This window comes from Parasphingomonas zepuensis (assembly GCF_036663735.1).
Taxonomy (GTDB): Bacteria; Pseudomonadota; Alphaproteobacteria; order Sphingomonadales; family Sphingomonadaceae; genus Sphingomonas.
Window position 1 is genome coordinate 913311 of record NZ_JAXOJO010000002.1, and the last position, 18528, is coordinate 931838.

An 18528-nucleotide genomic window follows, 5' to 3' on the forward strand; every position below is an offset into this window, starting at 1 on the left:
GGGCGCCCTGCATCAAAGCAGCGGCTCGGCAGCTGGAGCGTCCGGTCAGATCCCGCGCCATGCCAGGCCGCCCGGCAAGCTCTCTGCGGCATAGTCCACCTGAAGCACACGCCGTCGGCGGGGCGCTCGGGCGGCATCGGAGGCATGGAGGATCGGTGTGGCATAGGCCCAGACGTCGCCGGCTTCCGCGCGGCAAGTCGCGACGCCGCACTGGTCTACGATCCCCTCGATATCAGGCTCGGCGATCCGCCCGAGCCGGTGCGATCCGGGCGCGACGAGCAGTGGCGCGTTGTCGTCGGTGACCGGATCGAGGTGAATCCGCAGCGTCACCATCCGCGACAGGAGCTCGAATGGCGGCGCGACGTGGAGCAACCCGGCCTTGACCGTCCAAGGGCCAAACCCCGGCACTGCGCGCCGCTCAGCGACCACGATCGTGCGGTCCTGGTGCCAGCCGAGCGACCAATTGGCTGCAGGACTCTTGTCGAACAGGATCGCCCGCACTGCACGCGCCTTGGTACCGATCGCCGCTGCCGCGACGGCGCCGATCGGACTTCCATCCTCAAGCAGGGGCGGCAATCCGCCAATGCCGTGCAGGCGGATTCCGGCTTGGTCAGGTGCTAGGCGCGCGGCGATCGCCACGATCTCCGGCAGACACCCCGTAGCCGCAGCGGGGAAGCGCGCCGCGCCGTCCCGTGCCAGTGTCAGTACGCGCTCTCCGTCCGTCCGGTCGAGCCATGGTACGGCGGTGGCGAGCGTCATCCGATCTCGTCCTCCTCAGCGGTGTTGCCTCGGATCACCACGCGGCCCGATCGCGAATCGATCAGGATATCGTCGGTATAGGATGCCGAGCCTTCACGTGCGTAAGGCGCCCGTTCCATCAGATTATAGACAGCGAGCTGGTCGCGCATCTGGGCGTCCTCAGCCCGCTGGACAAGCTCGGTCCAGCGTCGCTGTGCCATCTGATTGCCCTTCAGCGCGGCCGCGGTCAGCGATCGGAACACGGCTTCGTTGGCCGGCAAGTCGATCGACGCATCGCCTTCCGTGATGGAAACCAGCCGATATGCCTCTTTCAGGATCGCCGCCCGCGTCGGCTGGTCCGATCCGGGCAGGCGGTCGCCCGGCGCGCCCGTCGCGCGCCGCCCCGGCGGCCGCCCGGCCGGGTTGCCGGATATGCCTTTGCCGAAGGGCCGCCCCGGCCCGCGAACCCGCAGCGTCGATTCAACCTTCCGTCCGGTCATGCCATCTCTCCAGCCATGGATCGTCGGGCCTTCAAACCACATCGTGCAGGGCATTTGAATCAAGCCCCGGCTGTTTCGTGCTCAAGGCTGGCTGTTGTGCTGGCTGTTCCGTGGCTGTTGACGCGGAACAGCCAGCATCGATCTAAGTCACTCAAAGTAATCATGAAATTTACGGCGAATTTCCAACATAACAGCCAGCAAGAAAAATTCCGCCGGAATAACAGCGCAAACAGCCAGTCTCTGTCCCCGGATACTCCCCCCCGAATCGTTTCACGACGTCCGGGGCCGCACTTCCGGCTCAATATTTCGGCTTCCCCGGCGCTGCCTTCCACGCGTTATAGTCTTCCAGCGCGCGGGATCGCCTGAGGATGCGGCTGGCCGGGTCGATCACCACATGGGCGTCTGGGGCGATCGCGATTGCGCCCTGACCGCCGGTCATCGCCAGCCGCTCGACCTTGCCGTCGATCTGCACCTCGACCGGCATGGGGAAGGGGATGCCGTCCGGTGCCGCCCAGCGCAGCGTCAGCATGCCGTCGCGCCGCGTCTCGGTCAGGTCGGGCAGGGCGGCCTTGCGCAGATAGACGTCGAAGAACCAGCCATAATCCTGGCCGGTCACCTGTTTGACGAAGCCTTCATATTCGATCGTCGAACCGAAGCGCGGGGAGAAGTTGCCCGGCTTCGGATCGGTCCGGCCATAGACCGCCAGCCGCGTCACGTCGCGAAAGGCGCTGTCGCCGATCAGGTAACGCAGCGTGTGGAGCATCCAGGAGCCCTTGTAATAGATGTCCTGGCCGGGCCCGCCTTTGCCGGTTTCGTAGACTTCCTCCTCGGTGCGGGTCCTGCCCGAGATGAGCGGGCGCAGATTGGCGATCTTGTTGCGCTGGTCGTCGAGCATCGTCGCGTAGCGGGCGCTGCCCTCGCGCCACAGCCCGTAATAAGGCTGCATGTAGCTGCCATAGCCCTCGTGCAGCCAGTAATCGTCCCAGTTCGCGGCGGTCAGCTGGTTGCCGAAATATTCATGCGCGAATTCATGGTGGAACAGCCAGTCGAAGCCTTCCGGCGCCTTCGCATAGTCGTTGCCATAGGCATTGATCGTCTGGTGCTCCATGCCCTTGTGCGGCGTCTCGACCACGCCCAGCTTCTCGTCGCCGAACGGATAGGGGCCGATCTCGCGCTCGAAGAAATCGAGCGTCGGGGCGAATTCAGCGAACAGCGCCTTTGCCTTCGCTTCTTCCCCGGGCAAATACCAGTAGAACATCGGGATCTCGTTGCCGAACCGGCTCTTGTACGTCCCCGAAATCTCCTCATACGGCCCGACGTTCAGCGCAATGCCATAGGTGTTGGGCTGGCGCGCGCTCCAGTGCCAGACGGTGCGTCCGTCGGGCAGGGTATCGACGCCAAGCAGCTTGCCGTTGGACGGCGCCTTCAATCCCTTCGGCACCGTGATGTGCAGCGTGACGCGCCCCGGCTCGCCGGTCGGGAAGTCGAGGCAGGGCCAGAACAGGTCGCAGCCATAGCCCTCGGCCGTCGTCGCGATCCACGGCCGCCCATCGGGTGTCTTGGCCCAGACCATGCCGTCGTCCCACGGCGCTCGCACCGCGACATGCGGCGTGCCGCCATAGGTGATGGTCGCGGTTACCTTCTGGCCTGTCGTGACCGGCTTCGGCAGCCGGATCGTCAGCCGGCCGTCGGGGTCGGCGAAATCGGCTTTGGCGATCGGTGCGCCGTCGATCGCCACTGCGCTCGGGGCGAGGTTGCGGTCGAGGTCGATCAGCAGCCGCGTCAGCGGCGCCTTGGGGGTGAAGGTCAGCGTGGCGATGCCGCGCAGCTGCTGAGTTGCCGGCAGGACTTCGATCTGCAGGTCGACATGGTCGAAGCGCAGCTTCGCCTGTTCCGGGTCGATCTCCCCGCCCGAGCGCTGGGTCTGCGCGGTGATCGGCGGCTCGCCTTTCTTCGGCAGATCGGCCGCGGCGGCTGGCGTCAGGGTGCACAGGGTCAGTATCGGAAGCAGGGCTGGTTTGGGGAGCATTGAATACCTCAGCATGGCACGCGCGGACGGGAAGGCGGCCTGGCGGCGAACGTCACCATTTTGGCGCTGGTTGTGCCAATCGACGTTCGAAGATTGATGGATCGGTTACCAGCACCATATAAGGAAGAACTGGCGCCTCGTTCGGGCGCTCCCGGAGTATCCATGACCCAGTCCTACCCCGTCCTGCCGCTTCGCGATATCGTCGTCTTCCCGCACATGATCGTGCCGTTGTTCGTCGGCCGCGACAAGTCGGTCGCCGCCCTCGAAGCGGCCATGGCCGCCGACAAGGAGATTTTCCTCGTCGCCCAGCTCGATCCAGCCGAGGATGATCCCGAGCGTGAGGATCTCTACGATATCGGCGTCACCGCGACGGTGCTTCAGTTGCTCAAGCTCCCGGACGGCACGGTGCGCGTGCTGGTCGAGGGTCGCACCCGCGCTACGCTCGACGTGCTGACTGCCGGTGAAACCTATCTCACCGCGACCGTGGTCCCGGTCGAGGAAAAGGCGGCCGAGGGCGCTGCGGTAACCGCATTGATGCGCTCGGTGGTCGATCAGTTCGAGAATTACGCCAAGCTCAACCGCAAGCTCCCGGCCGAGACCGCGGTGCAGCTGGGCGAGATCGAGGAGGCGTCGCGCCTCGCCGATGCGGTCGCCGCGAACATCTCGGTGAAGGTGTCGGACAAGCAGTCGCTGCTGGTCGAATCCGATCCCGCGCGCCGGCTGGAAATGGCGTTCGCCTTCATGGAAGGCGAACTCGGCGTCCTGCAGGTCGAGAAGAAGATCAAGAGCCGCGTCAAGCGCCAGATGGAGAAGACGCAGCGCGAATATTACCTCAACGAGCAGCTCAAGGCGATTCAGCGCGAGCTCGGGAATGAGGGCGAGGAAGGCGAGGGCGACGAGATCGCCGAGCTGACCCAGAAGATCGCGACGCTGAAGCTCTCCAAGGAAGCCCGCACCAAGGCGACCGCGGAACTCAAGAAGATGAAAACGATGGCGCCGATGTCCGCGGAAGCGACGGTCGTGCGCAATTATCTCGACGTGCTGCTCGGTCTCCCTTGGGGCAAGAAGTCGAAGATCAAGAAGGACATCTCGGCCGCGCAGGCGATCCTCGACGAGGATCATTATGCGCTGGAGAAGGTCAAGGACCGGATCATCGAATATCTCGCTGTCCAGGCGCGCACCAACAAGCTGAAGGGGCCGATCCTGTGCCTCGTCGGCCCTCCCGGCGTGGGCAAGACCTCGCTCGGCAAGTCGATCGCCAAGGCGACCGGCCGCGAGTTCATCCGCCAGTCGCTCGGCGGCGTGCGCGACGAAGCCGAGATCCGTGGCCACCGCCGCACCTATATCGGCTCGCTGCCGGGCAAGATCGTGACGAACCTGAAAAAGGCCGGCACCTCGAACCCGCTGTTCCTGCTCGACGAGATAGACAAGCTCGGCCAGGATTTCCGCGGCGATCCGGCCTCGGCGCTGCTCGAAGTGCTCGATCCGGAGCAGAATTCGAAGTTCCAGGATCATTATCTGGAGATCGATATCGATCTGTCGGACGTCATGTTCGTGACGACCGCCAACACGCTCAACCTCCCGCAGCCATTGCTCGACCGCATGGAGATCATCCGGCTCGAGGGTTATACCGAGGACGAGAAGGTCGAGATCGCCGAGCGGCACCTGATCGCGAAGCAGATCGAGGCGCACGGCCTGAAAGACGGCGAGTTTACCCTCACGACCGAGGGCCTGCGCGCGCTGATCCAATATTACACGCGTGAAGCCGGTGTCCGCACGCTCGAACGCGAGATCGCCAAACTCGCGCGCAAGGCGCTGCGCCAGATCCTCGAAAACAAGGTGACGAGCGTCACCATTACGCCGGACAATCTCTCCGAGTTCGCCGGTGTGAAGAAATATCGCCACGGCCTGGGCGAGGAAGAGAACCAGGTCGGTGCGGTTACTGGCCTGGCCTGGACCGAGGTCGGCGGCGAGTTGCTGACGATCGAAAGCGTCACCGTGCCCGGCAGGGGCGCGGCCAAGGTAACCGGCAAGCTCGGCGACGTGATGAAGGAATCGATCGAGACCGCGTTCAGCTTCATCAAGGCGCGCAGCCCGAGCTACGGCATCAAGCCGAGCGTCTTCGCCCGCAAGGACGTCCATATCCATCTGCCCGAAGGCGCGGTGCCCAAGGACGGGCCGTCGGCGGGTATTGGCATCGTCACTGCGATCGTGTCGACGCTGACCGGCGTGCCGGTGCGGCGCGATATCGCGATGACCGGCGAAGTGACGCTGCGCGGACGGGTGCTGCCGATCGGCGGCCTCAAGGAAAAGCTGCTCGCGGCGTTGCGGGGCGGCATCACCACCGTGCTGATCCCGCAGGAGAACGAGAAGGACCTGGCCGAGATCCCGGCGAATATCCGTGAAGGGCTCACGATCATCCCGGTGGCGCATGTCGACGAGGTGCTGCGACTCGCGCTGACTGGCCCGCTGACGGCGATCGACTGGACTGAAGCCGACGATCTTGCCGCCCAGCCGCCGGCTGGCGTGGCGCCGATCGGCGGTGAAGTACATCATTGATCAAGTTGTCCCGGATTTCGCTGCCTTAGGCGAAATTTTAGGTCGTTTTGCTTTGACAGCCCCGTTTTGAGCCGTCTTACTGGGAAACCGGCTTCGCGCCGCGACTCATTTTTGTACATTTTTTCAAGACGGGGGTTCTTCGGCATGAACAAGCAGGAACTGATCGGGACGGTCGCTGATGCGTCCGGCCTCGGCAAGGGCGATGCCAGCAAGGCAGTCGAGGCAGTGTTCGATGCGATCTCGGGCGCATTGAAAAAGGGTGACGAAGTCCGCCTGGTCGGTTTCGGCACGTTCTCGGTCAGCAAGCGCAAGGCATCGACGGGGCGCAACCCGCGCACCGGCGAACCGATGACGATCAAGGCGTCGTCGCAGCCGAAGTTCAAGGCAGGCAAGGGCCTGAAGGACTCGGTCAACTGATCATCCGCCGGTGAAGTGGCGGGCGGGGCTGGACAAGCCGCGGCCGCTTTTCTAAGGCGACCACAGATGGGGCGGCGGCGACGCCGCCCTATTCCGTTGGCGGAAATGCCAACGAAGACATTGCGGCGGCCGATCGGCCGGGTCGCGATGGGCGCGTAGCTCAGCGGTAGAGCACACCCTTCACACGGGTGGGGTCACAGGTTCAATCCCTGTCGCGCCCACCATCTTCCAGCCCGTTGGTCGCCCCGCGACCGGCGGGCTTTTTGATTCCGGCCGGCAGCGCATTTGTCATCTCGCCGCAACAAACGTCACCAAACTGACATGTGACAGTCATCGTAAAGTCTTCGAATCCGCGCCGAGGAGTCACGCATGGGCCCTAGCGGAGGCTGCGAGGTCGGCAGGGGGAACACCGAGTCGATCCGGGGAGCGCGTCCGCTCCCGCTCACAGTTTCGAACGGAGACCTTCATGGCCAGCTTCAAGCGCGTTAGCCTAATTCTGTTGACCAGCTGCGCGGCAGCAGCACTGTCTGGCTGCGGAGCGAGCGATATCGCTTCTCCCGGCGAAGGCACAATCGTCATTCCAGCGCCAACGCCGACTCCGGCCCCGACCCCCACCCCCACCCCCACCGGCACGCTGGTTACACCGGCTGCTGCCTGCCCTACGATCGCAGGTCCCGACCAGCTGGTCGACACCGGCACGATCACCGGCCCGACCGGCACCTACCGCAACTGCGCTTTCCCGGCGCGATTCACCGCCAATACCCAAATCCCCAAGGCTGCTGGCGTGATCTATTCGCTCAACGGCCGGGTGGATGTCGGCACTGATCAGGGCGCGGCGAGCACCAACACCGTAGCCACGTTGGGCATCGATCCGGGCGTCATCATATTCGGCGCGACCGGCGTATCCTATCTCGCGGTAAATCGCGGCAACCGCATCGATGCGGTCGGCTCGCCTACCCAGCCGATCATCTTCACTGGCCGCAGCAACGTGACCGGGGCAGTGAACGACGACAGCTCGCAGCTTTGGGGCGGCATCGTGCTGCTCGGCCGCGCGCCCGTGACCGATTGCGCAGCACCGGGCGCAACGCCGGGCAGCGTCGCGTGTGAGCGCGATACTGAGGGTACCTCGAACGCGCTGTATGGCGGTGCCCAGCCCGCCGACAACAGCGGTCGCCTCAGCTACGTTCAAATCCGCTATTCCGGTTTCATCCTGTCGGCCGACAAGGAGCTTCAGGGCCTGACCCCGTCGGGCGTCGGATCGGCGACCCAGATCGATCACATTCAGGTGCACAACAGCTCGGACGACGGCATTGAGGTGTTCGGCGGCCGTCCAAACATGAAGTATCTGGTGCTGACCGGCAACGAGGACGACAATCTTGACACCGATGTCGGCTATAAGGGCTTCATCCAGTTCGTCATCGCGGTCCAGCGCGCAGGGGGTACGCTTGGCGACGCGATGATCGAGGCGGATTCGAACGGCAATGAAGATGCCGTTCCGCGCCAGAATGTCCGTCTGTCGAACTTCACCTTCATTTCGCGCGTCCTCACGAACGCGGATGCCGGTGCAATCCTGCTCCGCGGGGGCACTGACTATACCGCCGTAAACGGTGTATTGGTGACGGCAGCCGGCTTGCCATGCCTCCGCCTCAACGCACCGGCAGTGTTGCAGGCGGCAGATCCGGCCAAGGACGAACTCGGTGCGCCGAAGTTCAACTCGGTCGTGTTCAGTGGCTGCACTACTCCGTTCAGCGGTACGGGCGGCCCGACCAACGCCGATGTTGCAGCGGCTTTCAACGCCGGCACGAACAACAACTCGGCATTCACGTCGACGCTGACGAGCCTGTTCATCAACGGCACGGGCGAGACCGCAGTGACACCATTCAACGCTGCGACGCTGAACGACAGCACAGCCTACTTCATCAACACGCCATATATCGGTGCGGTCCGCAACGCGGCTGACACTTGGTACCAGAACTGGACCTGTAATTCGGCGACCGCGAACTTTGGCGGCACCGGCGGTCTCTGCACGACCCTGCCGACCAATTGATCTCGGCACGGCGAGGCGGCGGATTATCCGTCGCCTCGCCCCTTTTTGTTTCCAGGGGGATTTTCTCGATGTCGAAGCCGCTTTCGCTGGCGAGCCTGTTGCTGGTTTCCACGGCACTCTACGCGCCTGCCGCCCTGGCCCAGTCCGCCACACCGCAGTCCGATCCGACTGCCACGACGCCAGCCGCCGAACCGCAGGACGAGGCGGTCGATGTCTCGATCCCGGGTGGCGACATCGTCGTCGTGGGCCGCGCGCAGAACAACATCGTGAAATCGACTCCCCAGGTCATCTCGGTCCTGTCCAGCGCTGATATTGCGCGAACGGGTGAGGGCGATATCGCCGGCGCGCTGCAGCGCGTGACGGGGCTCAGCGTGGTCGGCGGTGGCTTCGTTTATGTCCGCGGCCTCGGCGATCGATATTCGCTCGCCTTGCTCAATGGCTCGCCGCTCCCCAGTCCCGAGCCACTCAAGCGGGTGGTGCCGCTCGACATCTTCCCGACCGACGTGATCGCCTCGTCGCTCGTGCAGAAAAGCTATTCGGTGAACTTCCCCGGTGAATTCGGCGGCGGCGTCATCAACCTGACGACAAAGTCGACGCCCGCCGACGACTTCCTCACCGTCAGTGCCTCGGTCAGCGGCGATACGGTAACCACCGGGCAACTCGGCTACACCTATTATGGTAGCGCGAGTGACTGGACTGGCTTCGACAATGGCGCACGAGACTTGCCGAAACCGTTCGCCGATGCCTTGGCCAGCGGCAATCCGATCCTGGAAGGCGCCGATTATACCAAGGCCCAGCTTGGCTTGCTCGCCTCGAGCCTGCTCAACGCGCGCACCACCGTGCTGCAGAAGAATGACAATATCCCCGTAAACTTCTCGGGCGATATTAGCGGGGGCGGTTCGGTGGATCTTGGGGGCACACGCTTCGGCGTGATCGCTGCCGCCGGCATTAACAACAAATGGCGCACACGCGAGACGCTGCAGCAATTATCGCTGAACGCCGATTTGTCAGGTGATCCGCAGACAAGTTACAACCGTGTGGTCACCGATAATCGCGTAGTGGTGAACGGGCTGCTCGGGCTCAGCGCCGAATTTGGCGAGAACCGCATCCGCTGGACCAACCTGTATATCCGCGACACGCTCAAGCAGGCGCGGCTGGCGGTGGGCGTCGACCAGAACCAGCAGGGTCGCGACATCATGAAGCAGGATACGGCCTGGTATGAGCGCCAGCTGATCAACACTCAGCTCGTCGGCGAATTCGATCTCGGGCCGGTCAAGCTCGATGCGCGCGGCGCCTATGCCAATACCCAGCGCGAGGCACCCTATGAGCGCGGCTTCACTTATGTCCGGACCAATCAGGCGGCCGATCCCACGGGCGGGAAATACGTCAACGATCTGGGCGGCAACAAAGGCGACGCGACAATCGCGTTCAGCGACCTGAACGAGGATCTCTACTCAGGCGGCCTGGATCTGACGTACAAGGCGACATCGGACATCACGCTTGGCGCGGGCTATGCCTATACCGATACCAGTCGCACTTCGGTCCGCCGCGCCTTTCAGTACCGCGCGTCGAACCTTCCCGTGCCGGTACAGCAGCTTCGCCCTGATTATCTGCTGTCCGATTATACGATCCAGACCTACGGCATCACCCTGCTCGAAACTTCGGCGCAGGACGGCACAGCGGCGTTCGATGCCGGTTTGCGCGTCCATGGCGGCTATGGTCAGGTCATTGCCCAACTGCTTCCCACCCTGAACCTTACCGCTGGCGTGCGCTATGAAACCGGCACGCAGACGGTCAGCGCGGTTGACTTGTTCGGCACCGGGCTGAACGGCGCGTTCAGCACCAGGCTGAAAAAGGACTACTGGCTTCCCGCGGTCACCGCTACGTTGGAAATAACGCCAGAGATGCAATTCAGGCTGAACGGATCGCGCACCATCGCGCGTCCGCAGTTCCGCGAACTGATCCGGCAGGTCTATATCGACACGGATTCGAACCGAACCTTCCAGGGCAACCCGTCGCTCGTCGACAGCACATTGTGGAATGCCGAGGCGCGTTACGAATGGTTCTTCGCCCGCGATCAGCGCGTCACGGCGGCAGCCTTCTACAAGAAACTCGACAATCCGATCGAAGCCTATTCGTCGATCCAGAGCTCGGATATCACGACCAGCTTCGCCAACGCGCCCAAGGCAGATCTCTACGGCATCGAGCTCGAAGCGCAGAAATATGTGCCGATGTCCGGCCTGTCAGGGGATTTCTTCGCTGATCGCAGGCTTGTCCTGATCGGCAATTACACCTTCACCCAGTCGAAGATCAAAGTCGGCCCGGGCGATACGACGGTGATCAACGGCGTGGTCCATCCGGCGTCGGAATATTTCGTCGACGGGTCGCCGCTGACCGGCCAGTCCGACCACATCGTCAATTTCCAGGTAGGCCTGGAGGACACCAGCCACCTGTCACAACAGACGTTCCTGCTGAGCTACGCCAGCGACCGCGTCACAACGCGTGGACCCTCAGGTCAACCTGACGTGAAGGAACAGCCGGGCCTGCGGCTCGATTTCGTGGCGCGCCAGGGCGTTTCATTGTTCGGTGTCGAATCGGAACTGAAGTTCGAAGCGCGGAATATCACCGCGACCAAATATAAGGAATTTCAGCAGTCGGGCGACAACCGAATCTATTACAACCTGTACGACGTTGGCGCATCCTTCTCGCTGGGGCTCAGCGTGAAGTTCTAAGAGCACAAACTTCTGATGCCGTTGCCCGCTCCCGCCGGACGGCGGGGGCGGGCGCGTCTCAGCGCACGTTGAGCCCCAGTTCGCCGAGAAGCTGCCCCGCCTGCTCACGGGAAATCGTCGCGCCGCGAAACAGGCTGGCGTCGATCAGCCGCAGCCCGCCCAGATCGGCGCCGCGAAGGTCGGCGCCATCGAACCGGCATCCCGCCATGCTGGCCTCGCGCAGGCTGCATTGCTCGAAGATCGTGCCGCGAAAGTCGCCATTGCGCAGATCGGCCTGGCTGAAGTCGATCTTGTGCAGCGTCTGCTTGCGAAACGAACAGGCCGGCAGCCTGGCATTGATCAGCAGGGTTTCCTCGAAGCTGACGTCGAGCGCTCTGGCCTCCGACAGGTCGGCACCCGTCAGCTTGCATCGCGTGAAGCTGGCCCCGGCGAGAGTAGATCGCCGCGCTACGCAATTGTTGAAATCGCTGGCGATGACGCTGGCATCGCTCAGATCGGCCCCGACGAACTGGGCCAGGGCCGCGCGGCACGATTGCCAGACCGTGCCGGCCAGCTTCGCGCCGGTGAAATCGGCGCGACGAAGATCGCAGCGCTCGAACGTCCAGCCTAGCAGATCCAGCCCGGCGAGATCGGCTTCCGCCAGGTCGCAGTCGATCAGGTGACCTGGGATCGACGAAGCTGCGAGGCGCTCGACATCGGAACGGCTCAATGCCCGGCCGCGCACCGCTCGATCGGAAAACAGATCATCCATCGCGGTTCACTAGGGTGATCCGGCCGCATTATCCACGCCCGGGATCCGGAAGCCTGGCTTACACCCAACCCCATGGTTTCTCGCGAAACCATTTGGTGATCACATATTTCACCCCGCTGCGCACTTTCATGCCCTGGTGGATCGTCGCGGGGTTCAGGCTGCCGTCCGGCCGGCGATTGTTCCAGGCGAGCAGTTTTCCGGTTTCCGGCTGGACGATCTTGTCGATCGTCTTGAAGCGGGTCGCGCCGCCCGCTTCGGGCTCGTTGAGATAGATCATCACCGTCCAGGTGCGATTGCCCGCCACGCCGCAGAATTTCTCGTAATCCACGCCGGTTGGCTCGAAATAGTCGGTATGGCCCTTGAACTCCTGTCCGACGGCATAACGCTGGCCCTGCATCGGCTCGCCATGGGTGGGATCGAGTCCGGTGAACGCCATGATCCGCGCCTCCACTTCGGCGACGACCGGATCGAGTGGATCGAGGTCGCAGGTCTCGCTGGTGCGGAACGCCGAATCGCCGATATCGTCGGAAATCGTCGAGGGGCGCCGCTGCGCGTCGATCCGCGCGATCACCGCGGCGCAGGTTTCGGGATCGAGAAAGCGGCGCCGCAGGAACAGGGTGAGCTTCGGGCTCGGTACGCGCTGCACGCCTGGCTGGGCGGTCAGATGCACGGTCATCGCCTCGGCCGGATTCCCCGATCCGAAGGGGGCGGGAGGGGCGGTCGTTTCGGGAGCATTGGCCATCGTCGGCGATCGTGCCAAAAACCAGGCGTGTTTTCCAGCGCGACCGCGTATATCGCCTTCGTCTCATATGGTTCACAGGAACGACCTACGACTGTAACAATCGCCGCCTAGCAGGTTCGCGATCGGGGATTTTCCGCATGCGTTTGGTTCTGGATGCTCGGGCGCGCGCGCTGTTGCGGCGGCTCCCCCGCACCAATGTTTACACGGCGCTCGAGCTGGTCCTGCTCGCCGGTCTCGCGGCGCAGTGCGCCCGGCTGTTCTGGGTCCTGGTCACGCCGGTCGGCGCGCTCGGGCTGTGGCAGCCGGCGCAGCCGGGCTTTGCCGGGTCGCCGACGGCCGTGTTGCAGGGCTTCGATCCCTTCTTCCGGCTCGGCGGCGGCGACACTGGCGCGGTGGTCGTCACCTCGCTCCAGCTCACCCTGTTCGGCACGCGCATCGATGAGGCGATGGGCGGCGGCTCGGCGATCATCGCCGGCCCGGACGGCGTGCAGCAGAGCGTCGCGGTCGGCCAGGAAATCAGCCCGGGCGTGAAGCTCAAGGCGGTGGCGTTCGATCACGTCACGATCGATCGCGGCGGCGCCGAGGAGGATCTGTTCCTCGATCAGAGCAAATCGGTGGCGCCGGCCGCGCCGCCGCAGTCGGAAACCGTCCCGTCGCTGTTGCCCGGCGTGCCGGCCCTGCCCAACGCGCCGCCCCCGCCCGGTGCCCGTGGGCTCTCGACCACTCAGCTTCGTGCCGACATTGGTTTCATCCCGCGCGTCGACGCTGGGCGCGTCAGCGGTCTCGTCGTACGGCCGCAGGGTTCAGGCGCAGCGTTCCGCCAGGCCGGCCTGCGCGAAGGCGATGTGATCACCGCGATCAACGGCCGCCCGGTGACCGGGCAGGGCGACATGGAACAGCTCGGCGCGCAGATCGGCAAGGGAGGTAGCATTCCCGTCACCGTCGAGCGCGGCAATGAAACGATTTCCCTCACCATCACGATCGCGGGCCAATGAAGAAACTGATCTTTGCACCAGTCGTCGCCGCCGTGCTCGCCAGCACGGTTTCGGCGCAGACGACGATGAACGTGCGCGATGCCGATATCCGCGCCTTCATCGCCGACGCCGCGCGGGTTACCGGGCGGACCTTCATCATCGACTCCCGGGTGCAGGGGAAAGTGACCGTCGTCACCGATCGGCCGCTGTCGCGCTCGGAATATTTCGAAGTGTTCCTGTCGACCCTGCGCGCCAATGGCCTGGTTGCGGTGCCGACGTCGAACGGCGCGTTCCGCATCCAGCCGATCGACAACGCCGCCGCGCAGCCTAGCCGGATCGGATCGGCTGGCGCCGCGCGCAACAGCCTGGTGACCGAGATCGTCCGCCTGCGCGCGATCGACGCGGCATCAGCGGTCGATACCGTCCGGGCGCTGGTCAGCGCGCAGGGCTCTGTTACCGCCAACCGCGGCGGCAATTCGATCGTGATCGTCGATTTCGCCGATAATGTACGCCGCGTACGCGAGGTGATCCGCCGTATCGATACCGACAATGCCTCGACCCGCGTCATCTCGCTGAAGAACGCCGGCGCGCGAGAGATCGCCACTGCGCTCCAGGCCCTGGTCGGCCAGAGCGCCGGGCAGGGCGGTGCCGCCGGCGCCAGCCAGGGGGCCAGCGTCGTCGCGGTGGTCGGGTCCAATTCGGTCGCGCTGCGCGGCGATCCCTCGACGGTCGCACGGCTCGCCGCCGTCGCTGAGGATCTCGACCGGCGCGCCAAGAACGGCACCGAGATCAAGGTCGTCTTTCTCGAAAACGCCGATGCCGAACAGCTCCTGCCGGTGCTGCAACAACTCGTCGGCCAGACGCCGACTCAGCCGACCCAGACCAACACCCTGTCGCGCTCCAATTTCGGCGGGACGGGCAACAATGACAGCCAGACCTCCAATGCTGCGCCGGCTCCGGTGCAGCAGGCCAACCCGACGAGCGCCGGCGGCACCGGCCAGCCGGCGATTGTGGCCGAGGGTGGCCGCACCGCCGCGGTGGTGACTCGCTTCACTGGCGCCAACGCGATCGTCATCGCGGCGCCTGCCGAGGTGCAACGCCAGCTTGCCGAGGTGGTGCATCAGCTCGATACCAGGCGTGAGCAGGTGCTGGTCGAGGCGATCGTTGCCGAGGTGTCGGACGCGACCGCCAGCAAGCTCGGCGTGCAGTTCCTGCTGGCCGGCCTGCCGGGCAGTGGTGTGCCGACTTTCGCCACTGCCTATAGCAACTCGGCGCCTAACCTGCTGACCATCGCCGGCGCGATCGGCGCGCGGGAGCTCGCGACCAGCACGACCACGGTCAACGGCACCACCACCGTCACGACAAACGGCAGCGCGGTCGGCGATTCGCTCGCGCAGTCGGCCCTGAACTCGATCCTCGGCGCCTCGGGTGGCTTCGGCGGCGGCGCGTTCAACATCGGCAAGGACGCGATCTTCGGCACGATCATCAGCGCGGTGAAATCCGATACCACGTCGAACCTGCTCCAGGCGCCGTCGCTCACCACACTCGACAATCAGCCGGCGCGTATCCTGGTCGGGCAGGAAATTCCGATCACCACGGGCCAGGCGCTTTCGACCAATTTCGACAATGCCTTCCGCACCGTCCAGCGCGAGAATGTCGGCATCCAGCTCGAGGTGCGGCCGCAGGTGAATTCGTCCGGTGCGATCAAGCTGTTCCTGCACCAGCAGGTCAGCAGCATCGCGGGCCCGGTCTCGAGCGACAATAGCGACCTGATCCTCAACAAGCGTGAGGTGGAGACGACGCTGACCGTCGATGACGGCCAGATCGCGATCATCGGCGGCCTGCTCAGCGACGACGAACGGCGCACCATCGAAAAGGTCCCGTTCCTTGGCGATCTGCCCGGGATCGGCGCGCTGTTCCGTTCCAAGGCGAAGCAGCGCACCAAGACCAACCTGATGATCTTCATCCGCCCGACCGTGCTCCGTACACCCGAAGACAGCCGGCGCGTGGCCGAACGGCGCTACGGCTATCTTCGCCTTCAGCAGGCCGGGCAGAACCCGGATTCCGAGCCAAGCATCGATCAACTGGTGCGCGATTATATGGGCGCTGCGGCACCGTTGCCGCCGCCGGGCCAGGACGGCAGCATCGAGGACCCACGCGTCGCCGTGCCGGTGATGCGCAACTCGACCAAGATCATCCGGCCGGCGAGGGACAAATGATTCAGATCGCGCATGGCACCGCTGACGATGCGGCCGCGCCGCTCGTGCTGTCGGAAGGCGTCGCGCTGCCCGATCGCATGATCGCGATCCCCTATGCCTTTGCCCGGCGCTTCGGCGTCGCGCTTGAAATCGGCGAAGGCAGCCATTTGTCGATCGCCATGCGCGAGGGATCTGATCCCAAGGTGCTGCTCGAACTGCGCCGTCATCTCGCCCGGCCGTTCGACGTGAGCTTCGTGACGCCGGAGGATTTCGATCGCCTCCTGTCGGATCGCTACGCGATGGACGGCCAGGCGGCCGCCGTTGCCGCCGGTACGCTCGGCCTGGGCGACGAGCTCGACCTGCTCGCCGGCGATCTGCCGACGGCCGATGATCTGCTCGACACGGCCGACGATGCGCCCGCGATCCGCCTGATCAACGGCATCATCGCCGATGCCGCGCGCAACGGCGTGTCGGATATCCATATCGAGCCGTACGAGACCGGCCTGGTGGTGCGCATGCGCATCGATGGCGTGCTGCGCGAGACGCTGCGCATGCCGCCGCATGTCGCACCGGTCGTGGTCAGCCGCGTCAAGGTGATGGCCCGGCTCGACATTGCCGAGCGCCGCGTGCCGCAGGACGGCCGCATCGGGCTGACGCTCGGCGGCAAGCTGCTCGATGTCCGCGTCTCGACCCTGCCGAGCCGCGCCGGCGAGCGAGTCGTGCTGCGTATCCTCGACAAGGAGAATGCCGGGATCACCCTCGACGTGCTCGGCATGACCAATGCGATCAATACCATGCTGAAAGGGGCGCTGTCCGAACCCAACGGCATCATCCTGGTCACCGGCCCGACCGGATCGGGCAAGACCACCACCCTCTATGCCGCGCTGCGCCTGCTCAACGACGGCAGCCGCAATATCCTCACCGTGGAGGACCCGGTCGAATATGCCATGGACGGCATTGGCCAGACCCAGGTGAACCCAAAGGTCGGCCTGACCTTCGCCGCCGGCCTGCGTGCGATTCTGCGCCAGGATCCGGACGTCGTGATGGTCGGCGAAATCCGCGACCGCGAGACGGCCGAGATCGCAGTGCAGGCCTCGCTGACCGGCCATCTCGTGCTCTCGACCGTCCACACCAACGACGCGGTCGGCGCGATTACCCGCATGCGCGACATGAAGGTCGAGCCGTTCCTGCTCGCCTCCACGCTCCGCGCGGTTATCGCGCAGCGCCTCGTACGCCGACTGTGCGAGCATTGCCGCCGTCCGGTGCAGGCTAGCGGCTCGGTCTCTGCGTTGCTCGGCTTCGATGCCGGTGCGGTGGTTTATGAGCCAGTCGGTTGCGAGCATTGCCAGAATTCGGGCTTCAAGGGCCGGATCGGCGTGTTCGAGGCAATCCGCGTCGACGAGACGATCCGCCGCCTGATCAATGACGGCGGCGACGAAGCGATTATCGCCCGGCACGCCTTCCTCCATGCCCCCAATCTCGGTTCCGCTGCGCGCCAGCTGGTGCGCGAAGGACTGACCACGCCTGAGGAAGCCGTGCGCGTCTCGCGGCGTGACATGGCCGATGTCGAGGCGCCGTTGGTGGTGGATGCGCCGACCGGTGGCTGATTTCGACTATCTGGCGATCGACACGCGCGGTCGGGAGACACGGGGGCATATCGCCGCCGAGTCGATCGACGATGCGCGCGCCGCGCTGGATCGGAAGCGCCTCTATGTCGTGAAGGTCGAGGCGGGAACGGGCCCGGCCGCGCGCGGCAAACCGTTGTTCTCCGATCTGCGTTTCGGCAGCAGGAAGATGAGCGCAAAGCAGCTTGCTCTGTTCACGCGCCAGCTCGCGACGCTGAACCGTGTGTCGCCGCTCGAGGAATCGCTGCGTACCATCACGCGCCAGACCGAACAGGACACGGTCCGCACGATCGTGTCGGCGGTCCATGCCGGCGTCGTCGAAGGCCGCCGCCTTGCCGAGGCAATGGGCCGCGAACCGAAGAGCTTCCCGCCGCTGTACCGTGCAATGGTCTCGGCGGGCGAGCGCTCGGGCTCGCTCCCGGTGATCCTCGAACGGCTTTCGGTGCTGCTGGAGCGACAGGCCGAGATCAACGGCAAGATCGTTACCACGCTCGCCTATCCGGCGGTGCTGGCGATCGTCGCGCTTGGCGTCGTCACCGCGCTGATGATGTTCGTCGTGCCGCAGGTGGTCGAGCAGTTCGATACGGTCGGGCAGGAACTGCCGATGCTGACGAAGGTCGTGATCGGTATCTCGGCGGTGCTGGTCGGCTATTGGTGGGCGATCCTGATCGCCATCGCGCTGATCGGCGTCGGGTTCTGGCGGGCGCTGAAGGATCCCGGCATCAGGCTCGCTTTCGACAGCTGGATCCTGCGTTTGCCCTTGCTCGGCCGCCTGATCCGCGATCTGCATGCTGCCCGCATGGCACGCACCCTCGCAACGATGGTCGCCAGCCGCCTGCCGTTGCTCGAAGGACTCACGCTCACTGCGGGCACGATCCACAATCGCCGCCTCAAGCTCGCCTCGGACGAGATCGTCGAATCCATCCGCGGCGGCGGCAGCCTGTCGGCGGCGATGCGCCGCGCCGCGGTATTCCCGCCCTTGCTCACCTATCTCGCCGCATCTGGCGAGACGGCCGGCCAGCTCGACGACATGCTCGAGCGCGCCGCAGACTATCTCGAGCGCGAGTTCGACCGTTTCACCGCCACGGCGCTCTCGCTGCTGGAGCCCGCGATCATCGTGCTGATGGGCGGCATCGTCGCCACCATCGTACTAGCCATCCTGCTGCCGATCCTGCAGCTCAACACGCTCGCCGGCCAGTGAAAGCCACCATGAGGA

At 64.8% G+C, this 18528-nt stretch carries 13 protein-coding genes and 1 tRNA gene; 9 read left to right on the forward strand and 5 right to left on the reverse strand.

All coding sequences use genetic code 11. From position 1 onward, the window contains the following. Positions 1-45: 45 nt before the first annotated feature. The 3 genes from U1769_RS10655 to U1769_RS10665 all read right to left on the reverse strand — a co-directional run bounded on the left by U1769_RS10655 (position 46) and on the right by U1769_RS10665 (position 3267). Positions 46-759, reverse strand: coding sequence for a phytanoyl-CoA dioxygenase family protein (locus tag U1769_RS10655; protein ID WP_332715494.1), 714 nt, complete (start codon positions 757-759; stop codon positions 46-48). Continuing rightward, complete coding sequence (locus U1769_RS10660; protein ID WP_332715495.1) at positions 756-1238, reverse strand: DUF5681 domain-containing protein; 483 nt, start codon at positions 1236-1238, stop codon at positions 756-758. The genes U1769_RS10655 and U1769_RS10660 overlap by 4 nt, the downstream gene beginning before the upstream one ends. 298 nt (positions 1239-1536) lie before the next feature. Further along, a complete protein-coding gene (locus U1769_RS10665) occupies positions 1537-3267 on the reverse strand; it encodes a M1 family metallopeptidase (protein ID WP_332715497.1) in 1731 nt (576 codons plus the stop codon). Positions 3268-3429: 162 nt separating this feature from the next. On the opposite strand from U1769_RS10665, the gene lon reads away from it, so the two are divergent. The 5 genes from lon (at position 3430) to U1769_RS10690 (ending at position 11022) form a co-directional block, all read left to right on the forward strand. Next, entirely contained in the window at positions 3430-5826 is a 2397-nt protein-coding gene (gene lon, locus U1769_RS10670) for an endopeptidase La (protein WP_332715499.1), read from the forward strand. Between the two features lie 144 nt (positions 5827-5970). Beyond that, on the forward strand, positions 5971-6243 hold the full coding sequence (locus U1769_RS10675) for an HU family DNA-binding protein (protein ID WP_332715501.1): 273 nt from the start codon (positions 5971-5973) through the stop codon (positions 6241-6243). Between the two features lie 149 nt (positions 6244-6392). After that, a tRNA-Val gene (locus tag U1769_RS10680) sits at positions 6393-6467 on the forward strand. A 242-nt stretch (positions 6468-6709) separates the two neighbouring features. Further along, complete coding sequence (locus tag U1769_RS10685; RefSeq protein WP_332715503.1) at positions 6710-8290, forward strand: beta-helix domain-containing protein; 1581 nt, start codon at positions 6710-6712, stop codon at positions 8288-8290. A 68-nt stretch (positions 8291-8358) separates the two neighbouring features. Continuing rightward, complete coding sequence (locus U1769_RS10690; protein ID WP_332715505.1) at positions 8359-11022, forward strand: TonB-dependent receptor domain-containing protein; 2664 nt, start codon at positions 8359-8361, stop codon at positions 11020-11022. Positions 11023-11080: 58 nt separating this feature from the next. On the opposite strand, the gene U1769_RS10695 is transcribed toward U1769_RS10690, so the two are convergent. Both U1769_RS10695 and U1769_RS10700 read right to left on the reverse strand, forming a co-directional pair. After that, a complete protein-coding gene (locus tag U1769_RS10695; protein WP_332715507.1) occupies positions 11081-11773 on the reverse strand; it encodes a pentapeptide repeat-containing protein in 693 nt (230 codons plus the stop codon). Between the two features lie 58 nt (positions 11774-11831). Next, the gene (locus U1769_RS10700) at positions 11832-12515 is read right to left on the reverse strand and encodes a prolyl hydroxylase family protein (RefSeq protein ID WP_332715509.1); all 684 of its coding nucleotides are present in this window, start codon (positions 12513-12515) and stop codon (positions 11832-11834) included. Positions 12516-12652: 137 nt separating this feature from the next. Here U1769_RS10700 and U1769_RS10705 point away from each other — a divergent pair, with 137 nt between their 5' ends. The 4 genes from U1769_RS10705 to gspF are packed head-to-tail and all read left to right on the forward strand — an operon-like array spanning position 12653 to position 18513. Next, positions 12653-13510, forward strand: coding sequence for a type II secretion system protein N (locus tag U1769_RS10705; RefSeq protein ID WP_332715511.1), 858 nt, complete (start codon positions 12653-12655; stop codon positions 13508-13510). Further along, the gene (gspD, locus tag U1769_RS10710; protein ID WP_332715513.1) at positions 13507-15708 is read left to right on the forward strand and encodes a type II secretion system secretin GspD; all 2202 of its coding nucleotides are present in this window, start codon (positions 13507-13509) and stop codon (positions 15706-15708) included. Before U1769_RS10705 ends, gspD begins: the two co-directional genes overlap by 4 nt. Further along, complete coding sequence (locus U1769_RS10715) at positions 15705-17294, forward strand: GspE/PulE family protein (RefSeq protein WP_332715515.1); 1590 nt, start codon at positions 15705-15707, stop codon at positions 17292-17294. The genes gspD and U1769_RS10715 overlap by 4 nt, the downstream gene beginning before the upstream one ends. After that, positions 17287-18513, forward strand: a complete 1227-nt coding sequence (gene gspF / locus U1769_RS10720) for a type II secretion system inner membrane protein GspF (protein WP_332715517.1) — start codon at positions 17287-17289, stop codon at positions 18511-18513. The genes U1769_RS10715 and gspF overlap by 8 nt, the downstream gene beginning before the upstream one ends. Positions 18514-18528: the final 15 nt, after the last annotated feature.

Excerpts from the sequence above, each read along its gene's own strand:
- gspD (WP_332715513.1), top strand. The coding sequence starts at position 13,507 with ATGAAGAAACTGATCTTTGCACCAGTCGTCGCCGCCGTGCTCGCCAGC.
- U1769_RS10675 (WP_332715501.1), top strand. The coding sequence starts at position 5,971 with ATGAACAAGCAGGAACTGATCGGGACGGTCGCTGATGCGTCCGGCCTC.
- U1769_RS10655 (WP_332715494.1), bottom strand. The coding sequence starts at position 759 with ATGACGCTCGCCACCGCCGTACCATGGCTCGACCGGACGGACGGAGAG.
- U1769_RS10685 (WP_332715503.1), top strand. The coding sequence starts at position 6,710 with ATGGCCAGCTTCAAGCGCGTTAGCCTAATTCTGTTGACCAGCTGCGCG.
- U1769_RS10705 (WP_332715511.1), top strand. The coding sequence starts at position 12,653 with ATGCGTTTGGTTCTGGATGCTCGGGCGCGCGCGCTGTTGCGGCGGCTC.
- lon (WP_332715499.1), top strand. The coding sequence starts at position 3,430 with ATGACCCAGTCCTACCCCGTCCTGCCGCTTCGCGATATCGTCGTCTTC.
- U1769_RS10695 (WP_332715507.1), bottom strand. The coding sequence starts at position 11,773 with ATGGATGATCTGTTTTCCGATCGAGCGGTGCGCGGCCGGGCATTGAGC.
- U1769_RS10660 (WP_332715495.1), bottom strand. The coding sequence starts at position 1,238 with ATGACCGGACGGAAGGTTGAATCGACGCTGCGGGTTCGCGGGCCGGGG.
- U1769_RS10700 (WP_332715509.1), bottom strand. The coding sequence starts at position 12,515 with ATGGCCAATGCTCCCGAAACGACCGCCCCTCCCGCCCCCTTCGGATCG.
- U1769_RS10690 (WP_332715505.1), top strand. The coding sequence starts at position 8,359 with ATGTCGAAGCCGCTTTCGCTGGCGAGCCTGTTGCTGGTTTCCACGGCA.
- U1769_RS10665 (WP_332715497.1), bottom strand. The coding sequence starts at position 3,267 with ATGCTCCCCAAACCAGCCCTGCTTCCGATACTGACCCTGTGCACCCTG.
- U1769_RS10715 (WP_332715515.1), top strand. The coding sequence starts at position 15,705 with ATGATTCAGATCGCGCATGGCACCGCTGACGATGCGGCCGCGCCGCTC.